The following is an 18,296-nucleotide window of genomic DNA, read 5'->3' on the forward strand; positions in this document are numbered from 1 at the left end:
AGGGGGTTAAGCGAGGAAGGCGCGTGTCATCGTCAGAACATTCGTCAGTTTTGACGATGACACGAGAGCAGGATGAGTGGCCGTGATATTACAGGTCGTCCATGGTGTAGCCCACGACAATTTCCAGGGTCTTGCGAATAACATCCGCCTGGACAACGTCGTTGGTCGATTCCAGCGTCTGAATGAGCCAGAGGATGATCGCTTTGTTGGAGAGATGCCCTTCGGAGGCCAGAACACAGCGTACTGCAGTAGAAAAAACAGCGGACTCTTCAGCAAAACGATCGCCTGCGTGACGGAAATATTCCGACAGCGCACTGTCTAAAAAAGCAGAATGGTATTCGGGTTGAAGCTGAATATTTTGTCTCATTTGTTCTCACCGTAGCTGTTAAATGACAGTCAATGTATTTTTTTGGGGTTGGACGGTTTTCCACTTCCAAATAACGGCACAACATTGTCTTTGTTATCGTTGAGAGATCCCTCTCTGTTCGTTCGTCCTTGCGCGGTTCTGCGACGTGTAAAGGCGATGCTGTTTGAGCCGATCTCGGCAATCACCACCGCAAGTGTCTCCCGCCGCCAGGGATCCTTTTCATGTTTTTTCATGACCCGCAGACGCTGTAGCAATCCTTCGGTTGTCACTGGCCCCCGCTCTTTCAGAAGAGAAAGGACGGCTTCACCGATAAGCTGGTCTATCAGTCGATCTGCGTCACTGCTGTTCATGGCATTACCGCTCGAAGAGGAGACCAAGCAGCATGTGATAATGTTGTTCCTCTTCCGGGCCATCGGCCCTTTCGAGGCGGCTTAACAGTTTGGTACAGAGCGATTTGCGATTGAGGTTTCGCCCGTCGCTAAGAATCTCAACCACGACCTGCCCCAATGTTTCCTGCTGAGTAGGAAGTGCTGCTTTTTCGAAGTACTGTGCAATCGCTGCTGCCGAATCTGCGACATAACCGTTCTGTTGCATGTTTCACTCCTGTAAAAATTCGTAATCAGTAACGTTACATTTAAGGTATACATAATTCGCAAATCTGTACATTAAAAATGTACAGATTTTGGATTTATTTGTGATATTTTTAATTAATTTCTATTATTTCAATGTGTTATTTGATTTTCGTGAAACGGTATCTCTACAAGATATATTGTACAAATCAGAGCGGCACTTTTAAGTTGTACGGCGCAAAAAAAAGGAATCATTAAACGGCGTAAATGATTGAGTTGTAAATTATTTGTCAGGCAATTAATGTGCTATAAAAGATCCGTATCCACATGTTTTTGTGGTCAGAACCTTAACCCCCCCAGGAATAGCATGCTTACAACCATCATTTACCGCAGTCATATCTGCGAGGACGTTCCAGTGAAAGCGCTGGAAAAAATGGTCGCTGCTGCAAATAGTAAAAACCGGCAATCCAATGTCACGGGGATCTTGCTGTTTAACGGCACTCATTTTTTTCAATTGCTCGAAGGGCCAGTCGAACACGTTTCGTCAATCTATGAGCAGATCTGTAAGGACGCACGCCACCATAACGTGGTGGAGTTGATGCGCGATCACGGGCCTACCCGGCGTTTTGGCAACGTGGGTATGGAGCTGTTTGATTTGCGCCAGTTCGACAGGGAAGAGGTACTTCAGCAGGTGCTTAACAAAGGCACCACACGTTATCAGTTGACATACAATGACCGTCCTTTGCAGTTTTTCCGCACCTTTGTCGAGGCCACTGAGAAAGCCAACTATTTTGAATTGCCTCCGGCGGATTCATGGGATTTTATCCCCGAAGAAACACCGCTATCCGCGCAACCTGAGGTGGTGGCAAAAGGAGCGGACTGCAGTTTTGCGTTTCAACCCATCGTCGATCCGTTCATGCAGCAGGTCGTCTCCTGGGAAGCGCTTCTCCGCACACCGTCCGGGGATTCACCAGGTGTGTACTTCGCCAACCGCCCACGTGACGACGTGTACGCGTCTGATTTGCACAGCAAGCAGGTTGCGCTCTCAATGGCCAGCGCGCTGGGGCTACAGGACCAGACATTATCCCTCAACCTGCTACCTATGACGCTGGTGAATGTCCCAAACGCCGTGGACTTCCTGCTCACCACGATTGATGCAAATGGCTTTGTGCCCGAGCAAATTGTGGTGGAGTTTACGGAGAGCGAAGCCATTTCCCGTTTCGATGAATTTACCCATTCGGTCAGGCAGTTAAAAAGTGCGGGTATCAGTGTGACGATCGATCACTTTGGTGCCGGTTTTGCCGGGCTACAGTTACTGGCACAGTTCCAGCCGGACAGAATTAAAATTAATCGCGACCTGGTCGCAAACGTGCACAAAAGCGGCCCCAGACAGGCCATCATTCAGGCGATCATCAAGTGCTGTACCTCCCTTGAAATTCAGTTCTGTGCGGTCGGCGTGGAGAAGGCGGAAGAGTGGATGTGGCTGGAGTCTGCGGGAATTTCTCAGTTTCAGGGACACCTTTTTGCCACCCCCCGGCATGGCGGAATTCCGGCTATTGCGTGGCCAGAGAAAAAGTCCGATTTCTGAAAAAGCTGTACACAGTTCGACTGACGTGACTGTACGAACGGTAAAATTTATACAGCAATGTATTAACAGGTAAATGGCTTGTAACGCAATCACCTGCTTAAAACGAGGTCTTAGTTATACAAATGGTTTGTACAATCTGATAAGGTTGGTGTAGTTGGGTATGGAAGTACTGTGCGTGAGGGAGTTAATGGCCTATTACAGTATCGGCGAAGTGGCCGAACGATGCGGTATCAATCCCGTTACGCTGCGTGCCTGGCAGCGCCGTTATGGATTGTTGAAGCCGCAGCGTAGCGAAGGGGGTCATCGTCAGTTTGACGATGAAGATATCCTGCGTATTGAAGAGATCAAGCGCCTGATGAAAAGCGGCGTCTCGGTCGGAAAAGTCAAAGCCTTACTGGAAAACAAGGACGTACTGACTCAGGGTAACTGGGTTTCATTCCAGGAAGAGATGATGACCGTTCTGCGTTATGCCAGCCCGGCAAAGCTGCGCGCCAAAATTGGTGAGTTCCGCCGCGATCACGCGCTGGATGCACTGATTGATAACATCATCTCTCCCGTCCGCCAGCGAATGAATCAGGACCAGAACACCGTGCGTCACATGGCAAGCCTGCTTGACGGCGTCCTGATTGAATTCGCGATTGCAAGCCTGGCGGAGTCCCGCAAGAAAGCGGGTAAAGACGCGCTGCTTATTGGCTGGGAATGCGAGGACCGTACTCATCTGTGGCTTGAGGCTGCTCGCTTATCGCAGAAAGGCTGGCATATTGATGTGCTGGCGGAACCTATTGACTCACCGCGTCCGGAACTTTTCCCGGGGCAAAAAATCTTCGTCTGGACGGGGAAATCCCCAACGCCTCGCCAGCAGGAACAGCTCGATCACTGGCGTGAACAGGGGTTTGCTGTCTCATTTCATCACTGAGTGTAAGAGGCCTTGAAGGCCTTTTTTTATCAGTGTCACTTTCCGGGCATCGTCTATCTTAAAAATAGGCATTTCCGATGCATATTTTATTTTTTCCTCTTCCTTCGTGTTTTTGGATGAATAATGCATTATTTATCAATGCATTGAACAATTAAATCCATCCCTCCGGCCTGTCGCAACAGGGTCTATGCTTAATAAAAGTAGCCAAAAAGGGCGGTTTAGCCGAATGCCCCTGCTGCCAGAGGGTTGAAGTGATAATCGTTATCACTAACATGGTGTTATGCCCTGATGGCTAATCAGATGAGGTGGACCTATGGAACTGCATTCAGAAACCTTCAATCCTGCCGATTTTACCTGGCGCGGTTTAACGCTCACGCCAGCGGCGGCGGCACATATTCACGAGCTGGTGGCGAAAAAGCCCGAGATCCTCGGCGTGCGCCTTGGAGTCAAACAGACGGGATGCGCAGGCTTCGGCTACGTGCTTGATACCGTCACCGAACCCGAGAAAGATGATCTGGTCTTCGAGACCGACGGCGCAAAATTGTACGTCGCGCTGCAGGCCATGCCCTTTATCGACGGTACAGAAGTGGACTACGTACGGGAAGGTTTAAACCAGCTGTTCAAATTTCACAACCCGAAAGCCCAGAACGAATGCGGCTGTGGCGAAAGCTTTGGGGTATAGGCGGAACTATGTCTCGTAATACTGAAGCAACGAGTGAAGTAAATACCTGGAGCGGGGGGCACCTCAACTATAAAGAGGGGTTCTTCACCCAGCTGCAGACCGACGAGCTGGCGAAAGGCATTAACGAAGATGTCGTGCGGGCGATCTCGGCGAAACGTAATGAGCCAGAGTGGATGCTGGAGTTTCGCCTGAGCGCTTACCGCGCGTGGCTGGAGATGGAAGAGCCGCACTGGCTGAAAGCGCATTATGACAAGCTGAATTATCAGGACTACAGCTACTACTCAGCGCCATCCTGCGGCAGTTGCGACGATACCTGTGCCTCTCAGCCTGGCGCAGTACAGCAGACTGGCGCTGAAAACAGCTTCCTCAGCAAAGAGGTGGAAGAAGCCTTCAACCAGCTGGGCGTGCCCGTACGTGAGGGCAAAGAGGTGGCGGTAGACGCCATTTTTGACTCCGTCTCAGTGGCAACCACCTACCGTGAAAAGCTGGCAGAGCAGGGGATCATTTTCTGCTCCTTCGGTGAAGCCATTCACGAGCACCCGGAACTGGTGAAAAAGTACATAGGGACCGTGGTGCCCTCTAACGACAACTTCTTTGCGGCGCTCAACGCGGCGGTGGCCTCTGACGGTACCTTTATCTATGTGCCGAAAGGCGTGCGCTGTCCGATGGAACTCTCGACATATTTCCGCATCAACGCCGAAAAAACCGGTCAGTTTGAACGGACCATTTTAGTGGCCGATGAGGGCAGCTATGTCAGTTACATCGAAGGGTGTTCCGCCCCGGTGCGTGACAGCTACCAGCTGCACGCGGCGGTAGTGGAGGTCATCATCCATAAAGATGCCGAGGTGAAATACTCGACGGTACAAAACTGGTTCCCGGGTGACGGCAATACCGGTGGCATCCTGAACTTCGTTACCAAACGTGCGCTGTGCGAAGGTGAAAACAGCAAGATGTCGTGGACCCAGTCAGAAACGGGCTCGGCTATCACCTGGAAATACCCGAGCTGCATTCTGCGTGGGGATAACTCCATCGGTGAGTTCTACTCTGTGGCGCTGACCAGTGGCCATCAGCAGGCCGATACCGGGACCAAGATGATCCACATCGGGAAAAATACCCGGTCGACCATCATCTCGAAAGGCATCTCCGCCGGACACAGCCAGAACAGCTATCGTGGTCTGGTGAAAATCATGCCGACGGCCACCAATGCGCGCAACTTTACCCAGTGCGACTCGATGTTGATTGGCGCGGACTGCGGGGCGCATACCTTCCCGTACGTTGAGTGTCGTAACAATACCGCCCAGCTTGAGCACGAGGCGACGACGTCGCGTATTGGGGAAGATCAACTCTTCTACTGCCTGCAACGCGGGATCAGCGAAGAAGATGCTATTTCGATGATTGTGAACGGCTTCTGTAAGGACGTGTTCTCTGAACTGCCGCTGGAATTTGCCGTTGAAGCACAGAAACTCCTCGCCATTAGTCTTGAACACAGCGTCGGTTAAGGAAAGCACATGTTACGTATTAAAGATTTACAGGTTAGCGTGGAAGACAAAGCGATCCTGCGTGGCCTCAATTTTGATGTCAAACCGGGTGAAGTTCACGCCATCATGGGGCCGAATGGTTCCGGGAAAAGTACGCTTTCAGCGACGCTGGCAGGCCGTGAAGATTATGAAGTGACCCACGGCTCGGTCGAATTTAACGGCAAAGATCTGCTGGAAATGTCCCCGGAAGATCGTGCGGGAGAGGGCATCTTTATGGCCTTCCAGTACCCAGTAGAAATCCCTGGCGTCAGTAACCAGTTCTTCCTGCAAACGGCGCTGAATGCGGTGCGCAAGTATCGCGGCCTGGAGGCGCTGGACCGCTTCGATTTCCAGGATTTGATGGAAGAGAAGATCAAACTGCTGAAAATGCCGGAGGATCTGCTTACCCGCTCGGTTAACGTTGGTTTCTCTGGGGGTGAGAAAAAACGCAACGACATCCTGCAGATGGCGGTTCTGGAACCCGCGCTGTGCATTCTGGATGAGACCGACTCCGGTCTGGATATTGACGCCCTGAAGATTGTCGCTGACGGCGTTAACTCCCTTCGCGATGGTAAGCGTTCGTTCATTATCGTCACCCACTATCAGCGTATTCTCGACTACATCAAGCCGGACTACGTCCACGTGCTTTACCAGGGGCGCATTGTGAAATCGGGTGATTTTACGCTGGTTAAACAACTGGAGGAGCAGGGTTATGGCTGGCTTACCGAACAGCAGTAATGCGCTCCAGCAGTGGCACAGACTGTTTGAAGCCCAGGGTGAGACACGATCTGAGCAAGCGCAGCAACATTTACAGCAGATGCTGCGTCTCGGCCTGCCTTCGCGAAAGCATGAGAACTGGAAATACACCCCGCTTGATGGCCTGATGAACGGCGAGTTTGTCACCCGTCTGGCGGATATCACCCCGGTGCAGCGCGATGCGTTGGCACTGAGTGTGGATGCCGTGCGTCTGGTGTTTGTCGATGGTCAGTTCCGCCCGGAACTGAGTGATGACACGCAGGAGAGCGGGTTCGGCATCGCGATTAACGACGATCGTCAGAGCCTGACGACAGCAGTTCAGCCGGAAGTGTTTCTGCATCTCACTGAAAGTCTGGCGCAGTCGGTGACGCATATTCATGTGAAGCGTAACCAGCGCCCGGCCAAACCGCTGTTGCTGATGCATATCACCCAGGGGCTGGACGGCGACGAGATCAACACGGCTCACTACCGCCATCATCTTGAACTGGCTGAGGGGGCGGAAGCCACGGTGATTGAGCATTACGTCAGTCTCAACGATATCCGACACTTTACCGGATCGCGTCTGACGATGAACGTTGCCGCCAATGCCCATCTTCACCATATCAAGCTGGCGTTTGAGAATGCGCAGAGTCACCACTTCGCCCATAACGATATTTTGCTCGGTCAGGATGCCGCAGCCTACAGCCACAGTTTTCTACTCGGTGGCGCCGTGCTGCGCCATAACACCAGCACGCAGCTTAACGGTGAAAACACCACGCTGCGCATCAACAGCCTGGCGATGCCGGTCAAAGCGGAAGTGTGCGACACGCGCACCTGGCTTGAACACAACAAGGGCTACTGCAACAGCCGTCAGTTGCACAAAACCATTGTCAGCGACAAAGGGCGTGCGGTGTTTAATGGCCTGATTAACGTGGCGCAACACGCGATTAAAACTGACGGGCAGATGACCAATAACAATCTGCTGCTGGGGCGACTGGCGGAAGTGGATACCAAGCCGCAACTGGAGATCTACGCCGACGACGTGAAATGCAGCCATGGTGCGACGGTCGGGCGGATTGATGATGAGCAGATGTTCTACCTGCGTTCCCGTGGCATCGACCAGCAGGCGGCGCAGAAAATGATTATCTATGCGTTTGCCGCCGAACTGACGGAAGCGTTGCACGATGGCCTGTTAAAACAGCAGGTGCTGGCCCGTATTGGTCAGCGTCTGCCTGGAGGCGAAGTATGAGTTTTCCCGTAGAGAAAGTGCGGGCAGATTTTCCGGTTCTGACCCGTGAAGTAAACGGTCTTCCTTTGGCCTACCTGGACAGTGCGGCCAGCGCACAGAAGCCGAATCAGGTGGTGGATGCGGAAGCCGAGTTCTACCGTCATGGCTACGCCGCCGTGCATCGGGGGATCCACACGCTGAGTGCTGAAGCGACTCAACGCATGGAGAATGTGCGTACGCAAATAGCCGCCTTTCTCAATGCACGGTCACCGGAAGAGCTGGTGTTTGTGCGGGGTACCACGGAGGGGATCAACCTTGTCGCCAACAGCTGGGGCAACGCGCAGGTCCACGCAGGTGACAACATCATCATCACCCAGATGGAGCACCACGCCAATATTGTGCCGTGGCAGATGCTCTGTGAGCGTGTGGGGGCGCAATTGCGGGTCATTCCGTTGAATGAAGACGGGACGCTGCAGCTCGAGCAGCTTGACGCATTACTCGACGATAAAACCCGGCTGGTGGCGGTCACTCAGGTCTCCAACGTACTGGGGACGGAAAACCCGGTCGCAGAGATTGTCGGGAAAGCCCATCAGGCCGGCGCGAAGGTGCTGATTGACGGTGCTCAGGCGGTAATGCACCACGCGGTTGATGTTCAGGCGCTGGACTGTGATTTCTACGTCTTCTCCGGGCATAAGCTGTATGGCCCAACGGGGATTGGCGTGTTGTATGTGAAAGAGGACATCCTGCAGGCGATGCCGCCGTGGGAAGGCGGCGGGTCGATGATCGCCACCGTCAGCCTGTCGGAAGGGACTACCTACGCCCGTGCGCCGTGGCGTTTTGAGGCGGGGACACCTAACACAGGCGGGATTATCGGACTGGGGGCGGCGGTCTCTTATGTCTCCGCGATCGGCCTTGATAGTATTCAGGAGTACGAACAGCTGCTGATGCACTATGCGCTTGCGGAGCTTGCCAGCGTGCCGGATCTGACCCTCTATGGACCTGCTGACCGGCAAGGGGTGATCGCGTTTAATCTCGGGAAACACCATGCCTATGACGTGGGCAGTTTTCTCGATAACTACGGCGTGGCGGTCCGTACCGGACACCACTGCGCCATGCCGCTGATGGCGTTTTACCAGGTGCCGGCAATGTGTCGCGCGTCGCTGGTGATGTACAACACAATGGAAGAGGTCGACAGACTGGTGGCAGGGCTAAAACGTATTCACCAGCTGCTGGGCTAACGGAGAGGCAAAATATGGCAGAGTTGCCGGATAAAGATAAATTGCTGCGTAACTTCGGGCGTTGCGCGAACTGGGAAGAGAAGTATCTCTATATTATTGAGCTGGGACAGCGTTTACCCCCGCTCAGTGAAGAGGCGCATAACCCGGAGAATACTATTCAGGGCTGCCAGAGCCAGGTGTGGATTGTGATGGAGCAAACTCACGACGGCACAATCCAGTTGCACGGCGACAGCGATGCAGCGATTGTAAAAGGGCTTATCGCCGTGGTGTTTATTCTTTATCACCAGATGTCGGCGCAGGACATTGTTGCGTTTGATGTCCGCCCGTGGTTTGAAAAAATGGCTCTGACTCAACACCTCACCCCCTCCCGTTCCCAGGGACTCGAAGCGATGATTCGCGCCATTCGCGCTAAAGCTGCAATCCTTAGCTAGACTTATAAAACAGCATTCATTCTGTTTCGCGAGGTGGTTCCCGCCTCGCTGGTTTTTCAGCTTTCTGACGTTCTGTCAGTGAATAAGGAATCTCAGCATGAAGCGCGCGTCTCTCATAACTCTATTACTCCTTGGTTCGCTCGGTGCTCTTAATTCGGCCCGCGCGATGGACTACCCATTGCCGCCCGCAGGCAGTCGTCTGATTGGGCAAAATCAAACCTACACGATACAGGAAGGGGATAATAAGCTGCAGACCATTGCCCGCCGGTTTAATACTGCAGCCCAGGTGATCCTGGAAACCAACAATACTATTGCGCCGATAAACCCTGCCCCGGGAACCGTTATTACCATTCCGTCGCAAATGCTGTTGCCGGATACGCCCCGCGAGGGGATTGTGGTGAATCTCGCTGAGCTTCGGCTCTACTACTTCCCGCCGGGAGAAAACATTGTTCAGGTTTTTCCGCTCGGCATCGGACAACTGGGGCTGGAAACACCCGTCACGACCACGCGGGTGAGCCAGAAAATCCCTAATCCTACCTGGACACCAACACCGGGCATCAGAGCACGCTCTCTGGAGCAGGGGATTAAATTACCTCCGGTTGTACCCGCCGGGCCGAATAACCCGCTAGGACGCTTTGCACTGCGTTTAGGTGTGGGTAATGGGGAATACCTGATCCACGGCACCAGTGCGCCGGACAGCGTCGGCCTGAGGGTAAGCTCTGGCTGTATGCGGATGAACGCCCCGGATATTAAAGCTCTGTTTGAACAGGTACGGGTTGGCACGCGGGTACAGATTATCAATGAGCCCGTGAAGTTTTCCGTCGAACCGGATGGTAAACGCTATATTGAAGTCCACCGTCCGCTGGCGCAGGTTGAGGGGGAAAACCCGCAGGTTTCGCCAATCACGCACTCCGCAGACTTTGCGACATTTGTTTCTCAGGCGGGAAGTGATAAAACGCTTATCAATAAGGCCCTGTCACGCCGTGCCGGGATCCCGGTTGTTGTATCGTCGGGTAGCGCGCCATCAGCCAGTAATAACGTGTTGTCGGTGCAGAACAGTCAGGCGTCTGCTGCCGTAGCGGAAGATGAAGGGGAGAAGGTGACGCAGTAGCAGTTTGATGCAGGCAAAAAAAATGGCGCACAATGTGCGCCATTTTATTAACAGGTACTATTACTTACGGTATTTAGTAGCCTGGTTGTCCAGACGCTGGTTAGCGCGAGCTGCGTCGTCTTTAGCAGCCTGAACGTCGGAACGCATTGCGTTCACGTCGTTGCTCAGCTGGTCAACTTTAGCGTTCAGAGTCTGAACGTCAGAAGACAGCTGATCGATTTTAGCGTTGCTGGAGCAACCAGCCAGCAGAGTAGAACCCAGGATTACCGCGCCCAGTACCAGTTTAGTACGATTCATTATTAATACCCTCTAGATTGAGTTAATCTCCATGTAGCGTTACAAGTATTACACAAAGTTTTTTGGGTTGAGAATATTTTTTTGGGAATACCCCTATTTTTGATCGTTCGCTCAAAGAAGCATCGAATCAGCCCTTTTCGGGCAAAAATCTATGTAAAAAAAGGCATTTATCATCGGATTCATCTTAGATAATTCGCAATTAAATAGAAAAACCCGATTTGCATTTTGAATGACTTTGGCTAATGCCAGGAATAAAAAAAGCGCCCCGAGGGGCGCTTTTTACCAAAATTAATTCGTTCGGGAATTATTACAGCACGTGAACAGATGCTGTATTGGTAGTTCCGCTTGGTACCAGTGCACCAGAAACCATAACCACAACGTCACCTTTCTGAGCCAGGCCACGATCAACCAGCTCCAGAGCCACTTCTTTACCCAGGCGATAGAAATCATCGGTAGAGGCAATTTCTTTCACCAGGTGAGGCACAACGCCTTTGCTCAGTACCAGCTGACGAGCAGTGGTTTCATTGGTGGTCAGTGCCAGGATGGTCGCATCCGGGAAGTATTTACGCACAGCGCGAGCAGATTTACCGCCCTGGGTGGCAACCACGATCAGTGGCGCTTCCAGTTTCTCTGCAGTTTCAACTGCACCACGGCACACCGCTTCAGTGATGCGCAGTTTACGGCTGTCGTTGTTGTAATCCAGACGGCTTTTCATCACACGGTCGGTGCGTTCGCAGATGGTGGCCATGATGGTCACCGCTTCCAGCGGATATTTACCCTTCGCGGATTCGCCAGACAGCATAACTGCATCAGTACCGTCGAGGATGGCGTTTGCCACGTCGCCTGCTTCTGCGCGGGTTGGGCGTGGGTTTTTGATCATGGAGTCCAGCATCTGCGTTGCAGTGATAACCACTTTACGCGCGCGAACACATTTCTCGATCATCATCTTCTGCGCGAAGATCACTTCTTCAACCGGGATTTCAACGCCCAGGTCGCCACGTGCAACCATGATGCCGTCAGAGGCTTCGAGGATTTCGTCGAAGTTGTTCAGGCCTTCCTGGTTTTCAATTTTGGAGATGATCTGGATCTTCTCGCCGCCGTGCGCTTTCAGGTGCTCACGGATCTCAACCACGTCGGAACGTTTGCGGATGAAAGAGGCTGCAACGAAGTCAACGCCTTGCTCGCAACCGAAGATCAGGTCTTGTTTGTCTTTTTCAGCCAGTGCTGGCAGCGCGATGGAAACGCCCGGCAGGTTAACGCCTTTGTTTTCACCCAGGTCGCCGTTGTTCAGCACTTTACAGATAACTTTGTTACCTTCGATAGCGGTGACTTCCATACCGATCAGACCATCGTCTACCAGTACGGTGTTACCGACGGACAGGTCGCTGGTGAAGCCTTCATAGGTCACTGCAACGATTTCGCTGTTGCCGACAACGGATTTGTCAGTAGTGAAGGTGAAAGTCTGGCCCGCTTTCAGAGAGACGTCGTTACCGCCTTCCAGTTTGATGGTGCGGATTTCAGGACCTTTGGTATCCAGCAGGATCGCGGCTTTTTTACCGGTCTTGCTCATCACGTTGCGCAAATTCTGGATACGCTGACCGTGTTCTGCGTAGTCACCATGGGAGAAGTTCAGACGCATCACGTTCATGCCGGCATCCAGCATTTTGCTCAGCATCTCTTCAGATTCGGTTTTCGGGCCGATAGTACAAACAATTTTCGTCTTTTTCATGACAGTCTTAGTCTTTAAGTTGGGAAGGATATGGAAATCTCGCTCCTGGGGCGCACCGCCGCGGAGTCAAACCTGTGTTGCAAAAGAGTATATGACACGCACTAAGGATAGGAGACATCAAATGAGCGTGCAGAAGAAAGTGTGCCTGAGTGACAGCCCAACGAAGGAGAGGAGAAGTTGTACGTTGTTTTTTGTATTCCAAGCGCTGAAACCATTCACCAGGGATTAGGCGCGCATTATACGCTGATTTTTAGCTAAAAGGAAAATGGAAACGGTGTTTCAGAAATAATCTGTGAAGTTTCACATAATATTGTTATCAAGGCGTTAAGCCATAATGACAACTTATGGCGGCAGGGGATTAACCTGCCGCATTTTGCTTATTTTTTCAGCGCCTGGCTGAGGTCGGCAATCAGGTCTTTTGGATCTTCAATTCCCACTGACAGGCGGATCAGCTGCGGCACAATGCCGTTTGCCAGGCGTTGCTCCAGCGGAATCGAGGCGTGCGTCATGCTGTAAGGCTGGCTCACAAGGCTCTCAACGCCGCCCAGGCTTTCCGCAAGGGTGAACAACTTCAGGTTGCGAATCACTTCTGCTGCACGTTGCGCATCGCCTTTTACCACGACAGAAATCATTCCGCCGGGCAGCGCCATCTGCGTGCGGGCAAGCGAATATTGTGGGTGCGATTCCAGTCCTGGATAGAACACTTTTTCAACCTGCGGATGTTGCTCCAGCCATTGCGCAATCGCCAGCGCGTTGGTGCTGTGCTTTTCTACCCTCAAAGCAAGCGTGCGAATACCGCGCAGCGTCAGGAAACTGCTGAACGGATCCAGTACGCCACCGACCGCGTTTTGCAGGTAGCCAAGTTTATCCGCCAGCGCCTGGTTATCTCCTACCACCGCCAGTCCGGCGACGACGTCAGAGTGGCCGTTAAGGTATTTGGTCGCGGAGTGCACCACGATATCGAAACCCGATTCCAGCGGACGGTGGATCACCGGCGACGCGAAGGTGTTATCCGCCACGCTGATGACGTTATGACGACGGGCGATCGCCGCAATGGCCGCCAGGTCCGCCAGCTTCAGTAGCGGGTTGGTTGGCGTTTCTACCCAGATCATACGTGTATCCGGGCGAATGGCGGCCTCCAGCCCGGCTAAGTCATCCGGTTTAACCCAGCTGACCTGCAGGCCGGTGCTGTGCTTGCGCACGTTCTCGATCAGGCGATACGTCCCACCGTAAACGTCATCGATGGCGACAATATGGCTGTCTTTATCCAGCAGTTCGAGCACCGTGGAAATAGCCGCCAGACCGGAGGCAAACGCGTAGCCGCGCGTGCCGCCTTCCAGTTCGGCGATGGCGGTCTCCAGCGCGTGGCGAGTCGGGTTGCCGCTCCGGGAATATTCATAGCCGGTATGTTCTCCGGGGGACGGTTGCGCAAACGTTGAGGTGGCATAAATCGGCGGCATCACCGCGCCGTGCTGATCGTTGAACTCGCCGCTGTGGACGCTCAAGGTAGCCAGGTTTTTCATCATCTATTCCTTTATTGCTGAAGACGGTTGCGCCAGGCGGTCAGAACGTCGCTGCGCGTAATCAGACCCAGAAAACGGTCGTTGTCATTGATCACGGCCACCAGACCGCGGTCGAAAATGGTATTCAGGTCGCTTTCCGGGGCGCGTTTATCGAGGAACTCCACCTGACGGGTCATGGCCTCAGTTACGGGAAGTGCGAAGCGATCGCCATCGCCGTCGATATTCCGCAGGAGATCCCACTCGTCGATAATGCCGACGACCTTACCGTTCTCCAGCACCGGCAGCTGGGAGATGTCATACAGACGCATGCGTGCCAGGACGGTGGAAAGCGTGTCGTCCGGGGCGGCGGTGACGGTAGCCCCTTCATCGTGGCGCAGGGCGATATAGTCGGAGAGATCGCCTGCCTGCGGGCGCGTGATCAGGCCTTGCTGACGCATCCAGTCATCGTTGAACATCTTCGAGAGGTACTTATTGCCGCTGTCGCAGGCGAAGGTCACCACGCGTTTTGGCGTGGTTTGCGCCTGGCAATACTTCAGCGCCGCCGCCAGCAGCGTGCCGCTGGAGGAGCCTGCCAGAATACCTTCCGTTTTCAGCAGCTCGCGCGCGGTGGTGAAGGCTTCCCGGTCGGTGATGCGCCAGGCGCGATTCACGCCTTCGATGTGGGCCAGCGGCGGAATAAAGTCTTCGCCAATTCCCTCAACCAGCCAGGAGCCGGCATCGTGATATTTCCCGGTTTCTACCTGGTCTGCCAGAACGGATCCTGCCGGGTCTGCCAGCACAAACTCCGTGTGCGGAGAGTGCTCGGCGAACCACGCCTGCAGGCCGCCCAGCGTCCCGCCTGAACCCACACCCACTACGATAGCGTCGATCTTGCCGTCCAACTGCTCATACAGTTCCGGGGCTGTGGTGGTGCGGTGTGCCAGCGGATTGGCTTCGTTATTGAACTGGTCTATGTAAAACGCGCCGGGCAGTTCATTAGCCAGGCGCTGGGCGTAATCCTGGTAATAGGCGGGATGGCCCTTATTAACGTCGGAGCGGGTCAGTACTACCTGGGCACCCAGCGCGCGCAGGTGGAAAATTTTCTCGCGGCTCATTTTGTCCGGTACCACCAGGATCAGCGAGTAGCCTTTCTGAGCGGCGATCAGAGCCAGGCCGAGACCGGTATTTCCCGCCGTCGCCTCAATGATCGTACCGCCCGGCTGCAGCTGCCCGGTACGCTCCGCTTCATTAATCATCGACAGCGCAACGCGATCCTTAATAGAACCGCCCGGGTTCTGGTTTTCCAGCTTCAGGAACAGCGAGCAGGGACCGGTATCAAGCTTATGCAGCTGGATAAGCGGGGTACGACCAATCAGTTCGGTGACGGAGTGATAAATCGTCATGATATTTTCCTTTCTGGATGTCATGACGGGATGATAGGGCGGTGTAATTTTCGCAATAAAGAACCATTCACTGCCGTTTAGAACTGAAAGGAATATAAATGCCATTTTTGGATGTCAGGATAGCAAGACGTAAAGTTGTCTGGATGTGAGGATGGCTATACCAGTGAGAAATGCTGCAAAAATGACCGATTTTTAAGGGTGTCAGCCAGCAGATATACATCTGGCAGATAATCATTGCTGAAATTGGTCTAAATGCTTCCCTCCCGGTAAATCCGCTGTTTATTTCCCACGGTTATAACACATGCCTTTTTATTCATTTAAAAGCTGATAACGCCTGTTTACACTCGTTTGGACATCCATACTTCTAAACCGCCATGCGCGGGACGGATAACGAATAAGAATGATTGTACTGAGTAATATTTCGAAGGTTTTTGACAACGGAAAAGTGGCACTGACTGCCGTTGATGACGTCAACTTGACGGTAGAGCAGGGACAGATTTACGGAATTATTGGTTACAGTGGGGCCGGGAAAAGCACGCTGATTCGTCTGCTGAACGGTCTGGAAAAACCCAGCACCGGAAGTGTCACCATTAATGGGCAGAACATTTCTGCCGCTAGTGGCGAAGCGCTGCGCCAGGCACGCCTGAAAATCAGTATGGTGTTCCAGCATTTCAACCTGCTGTGGTCGCGCACGGTTTCAGAAAACATCGCGTTTTCAATGCAAATTGCAGGTGTGCCGAAAGCGAGAATCAAGGCGCGCGTGGCCGAGCTTGTCGAACTCGTTGGGCTGAAAGGGCGTGAGAATGCCTACCCGTCGCAGTTAAGCGGCGGGCAGAAACAACGTGTCGGCATTGCACGAGCATTGGCGAACAACCCTGACGTGCTGCTTTGTGATGAAGCCACGTCAGCGCTCGACCCGCAGACCACCGATCAAATCCTCGATCTGCTGCTGGATATTAACCGCCGCTTCAAACTGACCATCGTGTTGATCACGCACGAGATGCACGTGGTGCGCAAAATCTGCGACCGCGTGGCGGTAATGGAGAACGGTAAAGTGGTGGAAGAAGGGGATGTGCTGAGCGTCTTTACCCATCCACAACAGCCCATTACGCAGCAGTTTGTCCGCCAGGTGAGTCAGTACGCGGAGGAGGAAACCTTTAATAGCGAGCTGGCAAACGATCTGGAAGGCACGGTCATCAAACTGACGTTTACCGGGCACAGCACGCATAAGCCGATCGTAGGTGAGTTGACCCTCCGCTACGGCCTGCCGTTTAACATCCTGCACGGGAAAATGACGCAAACCGCCCATGGCGTGTTTGGCCAGCTCTGGGTGCACGTCGTGGCATCTGACGAACAACTGAACAATATCCTCGCCGACCTGCAGCACAGCGATATTGAAGGCGAGGTGATTAAACATGGCTGAGAATCTCTTTCCGCATCTCAAATGGGATCAGCTCTGGGCGGCGACGCTGGAGACGCTGTACATGACGGCGCTTTCAGGCGTGGCGACGTTTGTGCTGGGCATCGTGCTGGGTCTGGCGCTGTTTTTAACCGCACGCGGTGGGCTGTTCCACAATCGCACGGTGTATAGCGTCATTTCGATTGTGGTGAACGTGTTCCGTTCTATTCCGTTCATCATTTTGATTGTGTTGCTGATCCCGTTCACCAAGACCATTGTTGGCACCATCCTTGGCGCCAACGCGGCACTGCCGGCACTGATTGTCGGCGCCGCACCGTTCTACGCACGCCTGGTGGAGATCGCCCTGCGTGAAGTGGATAAAGGCGTCATCGAAGCAACTCGCTCGATGGGCGCACGACTGAGCACGTTAGTGTTTCGGGTTTTACTGCCGGAATCATCACCTGCACTGGTATCAGGTATTACGGTGACGCTGATTGCGCTGGTGAGTTACAGCGCGATGGCGGGGGTGATTGGCGCCGGTGGTTTGGGAAATCTGGCTTATCTGGAAGGATTCCAGCGCAACCATGGTGACGTCACGCTGGTGGCAACGGTGACTATTTTAATCATCGTTTTCATCATCCAGTTCTGCGGCGATGTCATTACTTCACTGTTAGATAAACGCTAATAAATACACACAGGAACCACATCATGAAAAAAACACTGACACTGATCGCCGCCGCAACCCTGAGTGCCCTGAGCTTTGCCTCCTGGGCCGACACCCTGACCGTGGGCGCATCCAATACGCCACACGCCGAAATTCTGGAGCAGGCTAAGCCGATTCTGGCGAAGCAGGGTATCGACCTGGAGATTAAACCGTTCCAGGACTACATTCTGCCCAACACCGCGCTGGCGGGTCATGATATCGACGCGAATTATTTCCAGCACATCCCTTACCTGAACAGCGTTCTGAAAGATCATGCGGGCGACAAGGATCATGATTTTGTCAGTGCAGGCGCGATCCACATTGAGCCAATCGGCATTTACTCTAAAAAATATAAATCGCTGAAAGATCTGCCGGAAGGCGGCAAGATCATCATGCGTGACGCTGTTTCTGAAGAGGGCCGTATCCTCTCTATCTTTGAAAAAGAGGGCGTGATCAAGCTGAAACCGGGCATCGACAAAGTGACCGCGCGCATCAGCGACATCGTAGAAAACCCGAAAAAGCTGCAGTTCACCCCTAACGTTGAAGCCTCTCTGCTGCCGCAGATGTACAACAATGATGAAGGCGCTGCGGTGGTGATCAACGCCAACTACGCGATTGACGCCGGTCTGGATCCGGTTCACGACCCGATTGCGGTTGAGAGCGGTGAAAACAACCCGTACGCCAACATCATCACCGTGCATCGCGGTGACGAGAAGAAGAAAGATATCATTGCGCTGGTGAACGTGTTGCACTCGAAAGAGATTCAGGACTGGATCCGCACCAAGTACAAAGGCGCAGTCATTCCAGTAAACAACTAATTAGCTGATTTTACAGATGAAGCCCGGCGAGTTTCTCGCCGGGCTTCTTTTTTGTATCCGGCA

At 53.2% G+C, this 18,296-nt stretch carries 19 protein-coding genes; 12 read left to right on the plus strand and 7 right to left on the minus strand.

Annotation, left to right across the window (positions count from 1 at the left end):
- Nucleotides 1-88: 88 nt before the first annotated feature.
- From ACJ9Y9_RS09945 to ycgZ, 3 genes are read right to left on the minus strand one after another with little or no spacing between them, the layout of a single operon-like run.
- A complete protein-coding gene (locus tag ACJ9Y9_RS09945; RefSeq protein ID WP_028017255.1) occupies nucleotides 89-367 on the minus strand; it encodes a biofilm/acid-resistance regulator YmgB/AriR in 279 nt (92 codons plus the stop codon).
- 29 nt (nucleotides 368-396) lie between these two features.
- Nucleotides 397-717, minus strand: coding sequence for a hypothetical protein (locus ACJ9Y9_RS09950; RefSeq protein ID WP_028017256.1), 321 nt, complete (start codon nucleotides 715-717; stop codon nucleotides 397-399).
- 4 nt (nucleotides 718-721) lie between these two features.
- Nucleotides 722-961: a regulatory protein YcgZ gene (gene ycgZ, locus ACJ9Y9_RS09955; protein ID WP_028017257.1), complete on the minus strand. Its 240-nt coding sequence runs from the start codon at nucleotides 959-961 to the stop codon at nucleotides 722-724.
- A gap of 342 nt (nucleotides 962-1,303) precedes the next feature.
- Here ycgZ and ACJ9Y9_RS09960 point away from each other — a divergent pair, with 342 nt between their 5' ends.
- From ACJ9Y9_RS09960 to ACJ9Y9_RS10000, 9 genes are all read left to right on the plus strand, one after another.
- Nucleotides 1,304-2,524: a diguanylate phosphodiesterase gene (locus ACJ9Y9_RS09960; protein ID WP_028017258.1), complete on the plus strand. Its 1,221-nt coding sequence runs from the start codon at nucleotides 1,304-1,306 to the stop codon at nucleotides 2,522-2,524.
- A 187-nt stretch (nucleotides 2,525-2,711) separates the two neighbouring features.
- A complete protein-coding gene (locus tag ACJ9Y9_RS09965; protein ID WP_028017259.1) occupies nucleotides 2,712-3,440 on the plus strand; it encodes a MerR family transcriptional regulator in 729 nt (242 codons plus the stop codon).
- A 313-nt stretch (nucleotides 3,441-3,753) separates the two neighbouring features.
- Nucleotides 3,754-4,122 (plus strand): Fe-S cluster assembly scaffold SufA, encoded by a 369-nt coding sequence (gene sufA, locus ACJ9Y9_RS09970; RefSeq protein WP_028017260.1) that lies wholly within the window; start codon nucleotides 3,754-3,756, stop codon nucleotides 4,120-4,122.
- Between the two features lie 8 nt (nucleotides 4,123-4,130).
- Nucleotides 4,131-5,621, plus strand: a complete 1,491-nt coding sequence (gene sufB / locus ACJ9Y9_RS09975; protein ID WP_028017261.1) for a Fe-S cluster assembly protein SufB — start codon at nucleotides 4,131-4,133, stop codon at nucleotides 5,619-5,621.
- 9 nt (nucleotides 5,622-5,630) lie between these two features.
- Nucleotides 5,631-6,377, plus strand: a complete 747-nt coding sequence (sufC, locus tag ACJ9Y9_RS09980; RefSeq protein WP_028017262.1) for a Fe-S cluster assembly ATPase SufC — start codon at nucleotides 5,631-5,633, stop codon at nucleotides 6,375-6,377.
- Complete coding sequence (gene sufD / locus ACJ9Y9_RS09985) at nucleotides 6,352-7,623, plus strand: Fe-S cluster assembly protein SufD (RefSeq protein ID WP_028017263.1); 1,272 nt, start codon at nucleotides 6,352-6,354, stop codon at nucleotides 7,621-7,623. The genes sufC and sufD overlap by 26 nt, the downstream gene beginning before the upstream one ends.
- Complete coding sequence (gene sufS, locus ACJ9Y9_RS09990; RefSeq protein ID WP_028017264.1) at nucleotides 7,620-8,840, plus strand: cysteine desulfurase SufS; 1,221 nt, start codon at nucleotides 7,620-7,622, stop codon at nucleotides 8,838-8,840. The genes sufD and sufS overlap by 4 nt, the downstream gene beginning before the upstream one ends.
- Before the next feature lie 14 nt (nucleotides 8,841-8,854).
- Entirely contained in the window at nucleotides 8,855-9,271 is a 417-nt protein-coding gene (gene sufE, locus ACJ9Y9_RS09995) for a cysteine desulfuration protein SufE (protein ID WP_028017265.1), read from the plus strand.
- A 97-nt stretch (nucleotides 9,272-9,368) separates the two neighbouring features.
- Nucleotides 9,369-10,382: a L,D-transpeptidase family protein gene (locus ACJ9Y9_RS10000; RefSeq protein ID WP_028017266.1), complete on the plus strand. Its 1,014-nt coding sequence runs from the start codon at nucleotides 9,369-9,371 to the stop codon at nucleotides 10,380-10,382.
- A gap of 60 nt (nucleotides 10,383-10,442) precedes the next feature.
- Here the strand turns inward: ACJ9Y9_RS10000 and lpp are convergent, their stop codons facing one another.
- The 4 genes from lpp to ACJ9Y9_RS10020 all read right to left on the minus strand — a co-directional run bounded on the left by lpp (nucleotide 10,443) and on the right by ACJ9Y9_RS10020 (nucleotide 15,313).
- The gene (lpp, locus tag ACJ9Y9_RS10005) at nucleotides 10,443-10,679 is read right to left on the minus strand and encodes a murein lipoprotein Lpp (protein WP_001082307.1); all 237 of its coding nucleotides are present in this window, start codon (nucleotides 10,677-10,679) and stop codon (nucleotides 10,443-10,445) included.
- A gap of 307 nt (nucleotides 10,680-10,986) precedes the next feature.
- Complete coding sequence (gene pykF, locus ACJ9Y9_RS10010; protein WP_028017267.1) at nucleotides 10,987-12,408, minus strand: pyruvate kinase PykF; 1,422 nt, start codon at nucleotides 12,406-12,408, stop codon at nucleotides 10,987-10,989.
- A 377-nt stretch (nucleotides 12,409-12,785) separates the two neighbouring features.
- Nucleotides 12,786-13,931 (minus strand): PLP-dependent aspartate aminotransferase family protein, encoded by a 1,146-nt coding sequence (locus ACJ9Y9_RS10015; protein ID WP_028017268.1) that lies wholly within the window; start codon nucleotides 13,929-13,931, stop codon nucleotides 12,786-12,788.
- A gap of 11 nt (nucleotides 13,932-13,942) precedes the next feature.
- On the minus strand, nucleotides 13,943-15,313 hold the full coding sequence (locus tag ACJ9Y9_RS10020; RefSeq protein ID WP_028017269.1) for a cystathionine beta-synthase: 1,371 nt from the start codon (nucleotides 15,311-15,313) through the stop codon (nucleotides 13,943-13,945).
- Nucleotides 15,314-15,713: 400 nt separating this feature from the next.
- Between ACJ9Y9_RS10020 and ACJ9Y9_RS10025 the strand changes: the two genes are divergently transcribed.
- Genes ACJ9Y9_RS10025 through ACJ9Y9_RS10035 form a run of 3 tightly spaced genes read left to right on the plus strand, consistent with a single transcriptional unit; the run spans nucleotide 15,714 to nucleotide 18,233 of the window.
- Complete coding sequence (locus ACJ9Y9_RS10025) at nucleotides 15,714-16,736, plus strand: methionine ABC transporter ATP-binding protein (RefSeq protein ID WP_028017270.1); 1,023 nt, start codon at nucleotides 15,714-15,716, stop codon at nucleotides 16,734-16,736.
- Complete coding sequence (locus ACJ9Y9_RS10030) at nucleotides 16,729-17,397, plus strand: methionine ABC transporter permease (protein ID WP_028017271.1); 669 nt, start codon at nucleotides 16,729-16,731, stop codon at nucleotides 17,395-17,397. Before ACJ9Y9_RS10025 ends, ACJ9Y9_RS10030 begins: the two co-directional genes overlap by 8 nt.
- A gap of 23 nt (nucleotides 17,398-17,420) precedes the next feature.
- On the plus strand, nucleotides 17,421-18,233 hold the full coding sequence (locus ACJ9Y9_RS10035; RefSeq protein ID WP_407226097.1) for a MetQ/NlpA family ABC transporter substrate-binding protein: 813 nt from the start codon (nucleotides 17,421-17,423) through the stop codon (nucleotides 18,231-18,233).
- The last annotated feature ends 63 nt before the right edge of the window (nucleotides 18,234-18,296 follow it).

The sequence above is a fragment of the Enterobacter sp. CPE_E1241 genome (assembly GCF_045618265.1).
Classification (GTDB): domain Bacteria; phylum Pseudomonadota; class Gammaproteobacteria; order Enterobacterales; family Enterobacteriaceae; genus Enterobacter; species Enterobacter adelaidei.